Annotated in this window: 10 protein-coding genes; all 10 read right to left on the bottom strand. The window is 30.3% G+C overall.

Going from position 1 to position 10,833, the window contains the following annotated elements; all coding sequences use genetic code 11:
* On the bottom strand, window positions 1–897 hold an 897-nt coding region (locus RH82_RS15895; RefSeq protein WP_034062239.1), incomplete at its 3' end, for a transposase.
* Between the two features lie 190 nt (window positions 898–1,087).
* Complete coding sequence (locus tag RH82_RS15890; protein WP_034062237.1) at window positions 1,088–2,161, bottom strand: Fic family protein; 1,074 nt, start codon at window positions 2,159–2,161, stop codon at window positions 1,088–1,090.
* A 340-nt stretch (window positions 2,162–2,501) separates the two neighbouring features.
* Window positions 2,502–4,022: a M61 family metallopeptidase gene (locus RH82_RS15885; RefSeq protein ID WP_156112515.1), complete on the bottom strand. Its 1,521-nt coding sequence runs from the start codon at window positions 4,020–4,022 to the stop codon at window positions 2,502–2,504.
* Between the two features lie 198 nt (window positions 4,023–4,220).
* Window positions 4,221–5,072 carry an IS3 family transposase gene (locus tag RH82_RS15880; RefSeq protein ID WP_034059239.1) on the bottom strand — a complete coding sequence of 284 codons (852 nt, stop codon included), beginning with the start codon at window positions 5,070–5,072 and terminating at the stop codon, window positions 4,221–4,223.
* Complete coding sequence (locus RH82_RS15875; RefSeq protein WP_034060699.1) at window positions 5,072–5,443, bottom strand: transposase; 372 nt, start codon at window positions 5,441–5,443, stop codon at window positions 5,072–5,074. The genes RH82_RS15880 and RH82_RS15875 overlap by 1 nt, the downstream gene beginning before the upstream one ends.
* A gap of 173 nt (window positions 5,444–5,616) precedes the next feature.
* Complete coding sequence (locus RH82_RS15870; RefSeq protein WP_034062233.1) at window positions 5,617–6,264, bottom strand: hypothetical protein; 648 nt, start codon at window positions 6,262–6,264, stop codon at window positions 5,617–5,619.
* 146 nt (window positions 6,265–6,410) lie between these two features.
* On the bottom strand, window positions 6,411–8,012 hold the full coding sequence (locus tag RH82_RS15865) for a DUF2326 domain-containing protein (RefSeq protein ID WP_034062230.1): 1,602 nt from the start codon (window positions 8,010–8,012) through the stop codon (window positions 6,411–6,413).
* Window positions 7,996–8,229 (bottom strand): ABC-three component system middle component 7, encoded by a 234-nt coding sequence (locus tag RH82_RS15860; RefSeq protein WP_034062228.1) that lies wholly within the window; start codon window positions 8,227–8,229, stop codon window positions 7,996–7,998. The genes RH82_RS15865 and RH82_RS15860 overlap by 17 nt, the downstream gene beginning before the upstream one ends.
* A gap of 2 nt (window positions 8,230–8,231) precedes the next feature.
* Window positions 8,232–8,987 carry an ABC-three component system protein gene (locus tag RH82_RS15855; protein WP_034062227.1) on the bottom strand — a complete coding sequence of 252 codons (756 nt, stop codon included), beginning with the start codon at window positions 8,985–8,987 and terminating at the stop codon, window positions 8,232–8,234.
* Between the two features lie 639 nt (window positions 8,988–9,626).
* Window positions 9,627–10,421, bottom strand: coding sequence for a DUF4304 domain-containing protein (locus RH82_RS15850; protein WP_034062224.1), 795 nt, complete (start codon window positions 10,419–10,421; stop codon window positions 9,627–9,629).
* Window positions 10,422–10,833 lie beyond the last annotated feature (412 nt).

The raw sequence follows: 10,833 nt of genomic DNA, 5'->3' as shown, positions 1-10,833 counted from the left end.
TTTATGAATTTGCTCCGCAGTATAATAACCTTTATCAAATACAGCATCAAAGGTGTTGTTACCCACTATTTCAATCGCATTTTCTACCATGGAAGTCATAGCGTGCTTATCGTTATTATTGGTGAGATCGTAATCAATAGGGATTTTATGTTTATGGTCTACAGTAGATTGTACATTATAACAAACTTCGGTAACAACTCCTCTAATAACAAGCTGTCTAGCTTCTGGGTCTGAGCTAGAGAATTGTTTTTCACCTGTTTGTTTTAATTGTTTTTCAATAGCTTGATACTGTTTCTTGTGTTTGTTTTGTTTGGCAATTTTTGTTTCAATCACTTTTTTCTTATCACCATCAGCAGTTTCTAATGCATTACAATATTGAGCAAGCTTCGTTTCTATGTAGGCAATATGTCTATCAATTTTCTTTTGGTTGTAATTGTTTTTCTTGGAGTTTTGTGCTCTAAGTTTGGTTCCATCACCCGCAAGTAAAACACCTCCAATAAGGTCTAGGTTCTTAGCAATATTTACAGTGGCTCTAAACACTTTTTTAATGGATTTTGGATTGTCCCTTCTAAAATTAGAGATGGTATTATGGTCTGGAACAAGTCCTTTTATAAGCCACATCAATTCCACATTTCTAATACATTCCTTTTCTAATGCTCGAGAAGATCTTATTTTATTAAGATAGCCGTAGATGTAAAGTTTTAATAAATCTTTTGGATGAAATGGCGGGCGACCATTTTTATTAAACCGAATATCTTTAAACCCCAAAGCAACAACATCTTGTGAATTTACAAAGGCATCAATAAAGCGTACAGGATTATTTTCTGCTATTAATTGTTCTATTGTTTCGGGAATTAAAACGGCTTGTTTTCTGTTAAAACCTTGAATGTAGCTCATAACTAAAGATACAAATTATCAATGTTTTATACCAATATTTAAGTGCTCAGTTTTTAGACAGTCTGACGTCTCGTGTATGGTTTGTTGCGTTTTAAAATGTCGTATTTTCCAAATTGTAACAAAAGTTAATTAAACGTACTGAACTTTAAATTTAGCACAATGTAGCCATTAATTATACAGATTGTTGTGCTTAGTGTTTTTTTAATATTTCGATTAGTTTTTTATTCACATATATAGTCTCTCTTCCTATTTTTTGAGATGTAATTATTCCAATTTCTTCCATTTTTTTTAAATACCTTGATGCTGCTTTTCTTTCCACATTTAGTTTTTCAACTACAAACTCAATTTTGGAATAAGGTTGTTCAAAAAGTAATTCAATAAGTTCTTTTCGATATACTTTCGGTTCTTTTTCTTGGGCAACTTGGATTGTATCCGAAAGTAAGTTTTTAATTGCATTTATTTTAGCAATAGTTCTGTTTGAAGTTACTTCAATTGCTTTTAAAATATACAAGATGTATTCTTCCCATTCGTCAGTTTTATTCACTTTATTTAATAATCGATAATATTCGGATTTATATTCATTTATATAAGAACTTAGATACAAAATAGGAATGTCAAGTAAGTCATTTATTATTAGATATAAAATGTTTAATATTCGACCTGTTCTTCCGTTTCCGTCATAAAAAGGATGAATACTTTCAAATTGGTAATGTAAAATGGCTAAATTTATTAAAGGAGGGAAATCATCTTCTAATATATTAAAATGGTCTAGGAAATTACCTAATAAATCTAATATTTCATCTTTTTCTTGTGGAGGAGTGTAAACAATTTCTCCCGTTTTGTCATTTTTCAAAACAGTTCCTGCCATACTCCTTATTCCTGCATTATTTTCGATAATTGTCTTTTGTAAGAACTCAATATTTTTCAATCTTAGAAATCCTTGATTTTTAAGTAGTTCGTGTCCTAAAAAGATGGCTTTTCTATAATTAATTACTTCTTTTACTCGAGAAGGTTGTTTTGTTTTTATTGCTAATGCTTTATATAATTCATCTTGTGTTGTAATTATATTCTCAATTTCAGAACTGTCCTTTGCTTCTTGAAGAACAACTGCATTTATTAGCATTGCTTGATTTGGCATTGTTTGAGCAATTCCTTTTAATTCTCCTAATGCTTTTGAAGATTTACTTAATTGTCTAAGTATTTCTAAGGTTTCTACCTTTTCTCTTTTTGGTGGTAATTTTTCAAGTTTCTTAATATGGTGCATTTTGTCTCGTACTTTATTAATGTGTACCAAAAATACAAAAAAAAGTCCATATATAATGTTTGTGGGATTTTTTGTCGCATTAAGCAGAACGTGTTCGTGTATGGTTTCGTTGCGTATTTAGGTAACTAATTTAGCAAAAAGGAACGAGCCAGAGGGAAATCCGCGAGGAATTTTCCAAGTAGGTAATTGCCAAAGCAATGAATTATACACATTGTTACCTACTTGCTTTTTTTCTTTTTCTATTCTACCTTTTCATTTTTTTTAATTTTCGACTTCCATAATGGCATTATAACCTATAAATTTTAGACTAAAATCATATATTTATGAATTCTAAAAAATATCATTTATCTAAAAAGTCAAACCACAATTTTTGCTGTCTTTCAGTTGCATTTTTCGAAAGAATCATTTTTTTATTTTCATAGCTAAGCCCCATAAGCTTTGCATTTTCAAAAAAAGGAATCTCATTAGGAGAACTTGTATAATTCACCAGTGCATCAGATATTTTCTTCCCATACAATCTTTGAGTAGCATCATAAATCTTAGTCAGCGTTAATGCTTCTCCATTTTTAGGGTATGTCCTTAATAAGTATGTCCATAGGTCATCTAAATTCTTTTTCCCATTAGTTTCATCACGAATTAAAAAATCTAGTGAAATAGCAGCCATTAGCCCACCCCAATAAACGGTTGTGGAATATTTAAATTTGTCATTACCTGCAGTTACTAGTGTTAATTCACCATCAACTTCTGTTTGATACTCTTTCATTCTGTAAATAATTCCATCTAAAAACTCAGCCTCTGTAAAAACCTCTGTTCGTACTAAAGCTGAAAAAGCACCATATTCAGCTCCAAAACCTTCATTAAACCATTCATATAATGGCGCATTTTCTCCAGAATCATCAACCTCCAATTGGTCAAAAGCAAAACTGTGAAAAAGTTCATGAGCAATAAGACGTGATGTTCTATTCGTCATACCATTGTTGATAACCATCTCTTTTTTTGTTTCAGGATTTAGAGAAATTGATATGGCCTTGCCCATTACCTCACCGCCTCCATAACTTCTATCGCCCATTATAAGTACCATTTGAGCCTTTAACGGAGACTTATACCTATTGCCGTAATATTCAAAATACTTCTCAACTTGTTTCTTTATCTTAGTAGACATCTCATCTGTAAATTCTCCAGACATGGCAATATTCAAGGAAATGTTTCCAGTAGTAAGTTCAGTTTGCTTATGTGTGCCTGCAAAAAATGCCGAATAAAATAAATCATTGGTTTTGTCTACCGTAAAAGTGTTTTCTGCATCGGTTAACTTCCTCCATTGGGTGGTGACATTCCAATTCTCAGGTAAATCAAATCGAATACCAATATTTGTAGTTGGCTTACCTCCAATAAATAAAGCTCTCCCAGCCCACATAACGCCATCATCATTTGCATAAGCTGCTCCATTGTCTCCACCTCTAATAGCAGGAACAAGTAAATCATGTTCGAGACGAACTTGATATGATAGTTTAATAAATCCTTCTTTATAATCCTGCAGAATCCATTGACTATTTTCTTTAGCTATTACTTTAAGAGCGCGTCCGTGATTATCTTTTACTTGAAGGTTTTGAACATAGGTGGCCCAACCATTTTTTAGCCCATGTTCATTAAATTCGTTCATTTGAATCACATTCCCATCTGGATGTAATATTGCGGTAACTTTCGCCAATCGCGGCTGTTCTCCATTTATAGCAATAACATATTCATCACTCAAAGTGCTCTTGTTATTAGCTATTCTGTACTCTTCTTGTTTTAATCCTTCTGGAGTTTGAAGCTGTTTTTTATCAGTTTTACATCCAATAATTAGTAACAGGAATAGCAAATTGAATAATAGTGATTTTCTCATTTTTAAAAGTTTAAATAAAGACAATATCTCTATCAAAATGTTACAGTTTGTTATACTTATATTCAAAAATGTATGATTGATAGGCTCTGTGAATATTATCACCTACTTTAAGCCTAATTAATACGCTGAATTCCAGTGTCTTGTCCTGAAATATGGCTACAGGTTAAAATTGAATTAAGCTGATAATTGATATACCATATTTGGTGTTTTATAATCTAAAGATAAATGTAATCTTACTTCGTTGTATAAATTAATTGCATTTTTTGCAGCTCTCTTTGCGTGTGCTGGGTTATCAAAGGTTTGGTCTAGATAAAACTCATCTTTTAATATACCATTTACACGTTCTGCCATGGCGTTTTCGTAACAATGATTTTCTTCGGTCATACTAATGTCTACCTTTTTTCTTTTGAGTATTTGTGTGTATACATTACTGCAATACTGTATTCCTCTATCAGAGTGGTGTATGAGTCCTTTAATGTTTTTAGCTTGATAAATAGCCTTATTAAGTGCTCTGACGCATCCTTTTAGTTCCAAGCTGTCACTCAGGTCATAACCCACTATTTTCCTAGAATACATATCAGTTATTAAAGCTAAGTAACAAAATCCTTTTACGGTTCTAATGTATGTTATATCAGAAACCCAAACTTGATTTGGTCTTGTGATTTCTAGGTCTTTTATACTATTGTTATACTTATAAAACCGATGATATGAGTTCGTTGTTCTGGCGCTGGTTTTCCTTCTAAGTGTTAGCATTTGGTGTTTTCTAAGAATATTAAATAGCGTGTCTCTACCAACTTTAATATTGGCTTTAGTAAAATCTATGTTTAATGATTTCACAAGTTTTCTCACACCTTCTCTAGGAAGAGATTTGCGTCTTTTTCTAACAATGTTTATAATCTGTTGTTCCAGTTCTAAATGCTTATCAGCTCTAGATTTGTATTTGTAATACGCATCTCGTTTAAGTCCAAAACAACTAGCTATAGTTGAAAGAGAAGCAAATCTCTTAGATTTCTCTTTAGCTTTAATTAAGGCTTTATACTTAGCTTTTTTTTTAGTTCATTAACTGATTTATAGCCAAGATCTTCAGCAGCTACTTCAAGATAAGAATCCTGCACCATAGCATCGAGATCCTTTTTAAGAAGTAGCTTTTTAAGCTGTTCAATCTCTTTTTGTAGCCCTTTAATTCTAGATATTTCGTCTTTAGTTTCCACTTTTACTCTGGTATTCATTAAGTCTTTACGATTGTACTTTTTAATCCACACATTAACTGTTGTAGGTGCAATAGAGTAGAGCTTACAAAGTTCGCTCTTTGTGTGTTTTCCGATTGTAAGTTCGGCTAAAATTTTTAATTTAAAAGGTTCACTGTAACGTCTAATTACTTTGTCATTTCTATACATAATGTTTAAAATTATGTAGCCTTATTTCAGGACGGGTCATTATGCACCACAACGTTGTTGTATATGGTTTGTTGCGTGTTTTAAGCAACTAATTTAGTAAATAATTACCGACCAAGAAAGTCCGCGAGGACTTTCGTAAGTAGGCTAGAACTAGCAATAAATTATATACGGTGTTACCTGCTGGCTTTATTTCTTAATTCTTTTTTTAATACCGTTTGATAGATTTTCATTTCCTCTCCAGTATGAGAACAACAATTTTCTTTTTCTCCAATCTGCCAACTTCTAAATCTATAAACTTTGTCGTTGTGATTTAATTTTCCACCAAATTGTCCAAAAGTCATATTCGATTCTTTGGTTTTAAAATATTCATTATCGGTAGTTTTAATCTTTGTTTTGGGTAAATCTATATCATATTCAGTTGAAGTCATTAAAATTCCATTATCGGGAATCTTTATGTTTTTTGACAAAGTAAAGTCCGTTATTTCTAAATCAGGCTGTCCGTTAACTCCGTAAATTATGGTCACATATTGATTGCTCAAATCAGTTGGGATTTCGAGAGTTTTTACTCTATTGTATTTATACTGATTAGCTGAAATCAATATTCCGATTATAATAAGTTCAATAAAAGCTATTTTTTTAAACGTTTTCAGCCACTTTCTAAATCCAAAGTCAACTAAAAGCGCAATTATTCCAACAATGAATAGTAAATAAACAGATATCATTCCTAATCCGTTACTATCATAAATCCATTTATAAATAGCAAAGACGATGGAAAGAATTCCAATTATTAGAAAAGGCGTTATTTTTTTTAGGTTGCTCATCAGCTTGCAGGTAACGTTTGGTATAAGGTTAGTTGCGTGTTTTAAGCACTAAAGTTAGTAAAAAAACACAGATTTTAAGCCTGTGAGAACTTTCGTAAATAAGCTAAAACCAGCAATTAATTTTATACGGTGTTAGCAACTGGGCTTTAGCTCCAATCTTCATTAAATAACTTTCTTTCTTTTGATAATTCCAACACGCTTGATTCTTTCAGTATTTTTCTAGATTTATTGTTATACTTGTTTATTCCGTCAATTGAAATAAAAATTTGATTTTCAAAATTCGCGTATTGTTCAATTATTTTATCTATTGCTACATCCTCTATATTTTTAAATAAAATAGAGTCGTGTATTAGAAATGGAAGTACTGTTAGTTTCAAAATTGCTAAATCAAATTCAATAAGGTCTGCGTAAGATTTTCCTGTTCCTGTATTTGATGAATGGTCAAATTTGTATGATTTTCTTCCCAATTTAATTTTAGGTATTTTTTTACCTTTAGCGTGAATTTTCTCGTTTATCTCTATTAATTCCTTATTAATTTTAACTTCAATTTCGTTTAGAATATCTCCAATTAATCCGTCAATGTCAATTTCAATTTCTTTCACTTCTTCGGTGATATCAATTTTTTCTTGATAAAAACGATTTTCATTCTTCAATTTATTAGATTCAATCGTTAGTTCATAAATTTTGTCAACGATATATTTTGGACTACTAACGTTACTTAATAATGCAGAAATTTTAAAATCTATTGTTTCTATTCTTTCGTTAAAAAATTCGTTTTCTTTTTCTAGAAGGTCCTTTGTTGTTTTTATTTCTCTTGTTAATATTGAACTAATTTTATTATGGAATGATTCTATTTCGGATATTCTTTCTTCATTAGGGTTTTCAAAAAATGTTGATAATCTATCTAGATGTTTGCTTTTTATTCTTTTTTGATTTAAGTTTAAATCAAGGCGTTTAATTTTATTGACTATGAGCGACTGTTCTTTTAAAAGTTTACTTTTTTCAACTTTAAGTTCAATAACTTCTTTGTTCGTGAGTTCTTCAATGTTTAAAGTGAATTTTAAAATATTCTCTTTAATATTTGTTATTTCCTTTTCAATATCTTCTAGTTGTATTCTGTTTTTTTCAAAAGTGGTCTTTGTTATCTTTGGAATATAATTTTTTCTTATTGCACCAATTAAAAACTTCTTTGAATCTTTTTTGTCTTTCAACTTTTTAGATGTCTCGACAATTTTATCGTAAAGACCGAACAGTTTGATGATTCTAGAAATTGAAATCTCGTCTGCTTCCTTTGAAAATGATAATAAAGGCTTATCGACACTATAATTATCTTTTCCCCAAATTCTGGAAAATAAACCTACAATATCTCTAAATGATGTTTGTGGATAGGCAATACCATAATTTTCTAAAAGTAGCGATGTATATTCTTTAGTTGATATTTCGTTTAGTGGATTATAATTTTCATCACATATACTTACAATATCTGGATTTGCAGTTTGTCTCAAGAAATAAAATTTATCGTCACCAAACTTGAATTTAAATTTGAATGTGAAATCTCCTAAATACTCAATACTTCCTGAATTTTTATTTATGAAAGTATTGCCACCAAAGACAAAATCAATAATCATCAAAAATGTAGACTTACCAATTGAATTGGTTGAAATATCATCTCCTAAAATTGAGTTTAATCCATTATTGAATTCAATTATGGGCTCAATAAATTTGTCGCATTTAATTTCTTTTAACATATTCTATATTTTCGTTTTCAAAGTCTACATTTATCATATCTAAAGCATATAGCACGTCTAAAGAGATTATAAATTCGTCTGTGCTTTTGAATTTGGTTTTAGTTTCATTGTATAATTCGTGAATATTTATAGTTAGTTTTTCACGTTGTTCTAAAACGGATATCATCTTATAAATTATAGATTCTTCGAAACGAATATTTTTATTTGGATAAATCATTTTTAAAATATTTCGCAGTTTTGTATGAAGTACGATATTATTATTTCTGAAGCTTCACGATTATCTTGTTTAGTTTGTTTTTGTAACCAAGTTGTCATTGCATCAAAGATTTCTTTTTGATTACTTCCTTGTTTTTTAAGCTGTAAATAATGATTTTTTATTTGTGACGAAATAATTTCTGTTGTCATTGGTTCTATAAAATCCAAATCTTTAAACTTATCACTTATTTTATAAAAATAATCTTGCACGTTTCGATGTATCTTTCTTTTTGTTAAAACAGTAATTGTTTCGTTTGTCTTATTGTCAATCGTTTTTGGACTATATTCTAGGTTGTCTTCAAATTCCAAATCTTTTGCAACAAGTAATTCTATTATTTCGAAAATTTCGATTTCAATACTTGTTTTAGACCAAATATTTTGCTCCTTTTTTCTTTTTATAATATCCGTTTTTATTTTAAAAAGGTCCCGATATTCTTCGACAGTTTTATCTTTATCGTACCTTTTATGACAAGGATTGCATAAACAAATTAAATTATCTCCGTGGTCTGAATCCGAATTCAATAATTGTTCATCCTTTAAGAGAATCACTTCTTTGGGAAGTGGATTTAAGGGATAAATATGAGCAATCTCAAACCCTTTCTGATTTTTTCCATTTTTTTCATAGACTAGGGTTGTCGGACAAAGCGGACATATCCCATTAACCTCTGAATGTAAAATCAGTTGTTCGTTCGGTTGTATTTTTCTTCTTGGTTTGCTCAATGTTTGTTTTGCCTTGTTGCTAACGTGTTGTATAAGATTAGTTGCGTATTTAGAACACTAATTTACTAAATAAAACACGAACCAAGAAAGTCTGTTTGGACTTTGGTAAGTAATCAATAACCAAGCAATTAATTTTATACTTTGTTGTGGGCATGTTTTGAATATATTTTACAGACCATTATAAAAAAGGACTGTCCTTTGTCTAGAAACCGAATTTTTTATTCTTAGAAATTCAAGAACCAAAAAAATAAAGCGCTCAGATTTGATTTTACGGAAACTGGCGGATTAGAAATTTCCTTTGTTAAAAAACAAAAATTTAATTACTGATCTGGGGAAAAATAAACCGACTAAAAAAATATTTATAAAGTTGCTCAACCGCTAGGGAACGACCTTAATAAATAAACCAAAACCTTAGCTAAAATTTTTGTTTTTGTGTGCCAAAAAAAATTGGGTTTTTATACCAGACTTTGGCGGAAATTAAATTTTAAACCCCTTAAATCAAGCTTAAATATTTTAATTGAGTACTTGCCCACAACGTGATGTGTATGGTTAGTTGCGTGGTTAAGCAACTAAATTAGTAAATAAGTCACAGATAGAATATTCCGCAGGAATGTTCGTAAGTCGGCAGTGACCAAGCAATTAATTATACACGGTGTTGGCAACAGGCTTTATTTTCAGTTTGTTTAATTCTTTATGTTCGTTTTCAGTTAATATTTTGTCTATTAATTCCCAGTCATTATTTTCAATCAGAGTTTTAATTTCCGTCCACTTTTTTAATTCCAATTCATTCTCGAAATGTGTGCTGACTTCAATTAATTTCTCAAGAATCTCAATTGATTTATTTGCTTTGTGTTGTTTGATTTCGGCAAACAGAATTAACAAATGACTATTGTAAGTATCAAATGTCAAATGTGAAGCTTTATAAGGAAAAATATAGGGTTGACTTGTTATTTTTTTTGTCGAGTTATATTTCTCAAAATATGGAAGAATATTTTTTATAATTCTTCCTGATATATAATCTGCTAAAATCAAATATTCTTTTGAAATTCTAAAATGATTTCTGATGGTCTTGTCAATTTCTTCAATTGGTTTTGAACCAACTAAATAATGTTCTGTTGTCAAACCTTGCCAACAGTATGGAACTAATCCAATTCGGATTTCAATATCATCTCTCGCTCCGGACCAACTTCCACGATTATCAATGTCTATAATTTCCAACAAGTCATTTGTCAGTCGATAATGTTTTCTGCCTTTCTTTTTAAATCCGTATTCTTTGAGGTTAGCACCAATTATTATATTCAGCTCGTTGTAAGCTGGTTTCCATTGTTCTTTTGGCAAGCTTTTAAAAACCTTAATTTTTTCAAATTCCGATTTTTCAGATTCAGAATTTGAGCTCTGCCTTTTGGTTTTCCCGAAAAGATTGAAGTTCTTCATTGTCGTTTTATTTAGCTTGTTGCCAACGTGTTGTATAAGATTAGTTGCGTATTTAGACCACTAATTTACTAAATAAACCACTAACCAAGAAAGTCTGTTTGGACTTTCGTAAGTAATCAATAACCAAGCAATTAATTTTATACTTTGTTGTGGGCAGGTTTTGAATATATTTTACAGACCATTATAAAAAAGGACTGTCCTTTGTCTATAAACCGAATTTTTTATTCTTAGAAATTCAACAACCAAAAAAATAAAGCGCTCAGATTTGATTTTACGGAAACTGGCGGATTAGAAATTTCCTTTGTTAAAAAACAAAAATTTAATTACTGATCTAGGGAAAAAGAAACTGACTAAAAAAATATTTATAAAGTTGCTCAACCGCTAGGGAACGACCTTAATAAATAAACAAAAA

It is taken from the genome of Lacinutrix jangbogonensis, from assembly GCF_000797445.1.
GTDB lineage: Bacteria > Bacteroidota > Bacteroidia > Flavobacteriales > Flavobacteriaceae > Lacinutrix > Lacinutrix jangbogonensis.
Note: the sequence above shows the minus strand (reverse complement) of the source record. Positions and strands in the feature narration are given on the sequence as shown.

Coding starts and splice junctions, on each gene's coding strand:
- RH82_RS15890 (WP_034062237.1), bottom strand. CDS start 2,161: ATGCACCATATTAAGAAACTTGAAAAATTACCACCAAAAAGAGAAAAG.
- RH82_RS15875 (WP_034060699.1), bottom strand. CDS start 5,443: ATGTATAGAAATGACAAAGTAATTAGACGTTACAGTGAACCTTTTAAA.
- RH82_RS15870 (WP_034062233.1), bottom strand. CDS start 6,264: ATGAGCAACCTAAAAAAAATAACGCCTTTTCTAATAATTGGAATTCTT.
- RH82_RS15865 (WP_034062230.1), bottom strand. CDS start 8,012: ATGTTAAAAGAAATTAAATGCGACAAATTTATTGAGCCCATAATTGAA.
- RH82_RS15860 (WP_034062228.1), bottom strand. CDS start 8,229: ATGATTTATCCAAATAAAAATATTCGTTTCGAAGAATCTATAATTTAT.
- RH82_RS15850 (WP_034062224.1), bottom strand. CDS start 10,421: ATGAAGAACTTCAATCTTTTCGGGAAAACCAAAAGGCAGAGCTCAAAT.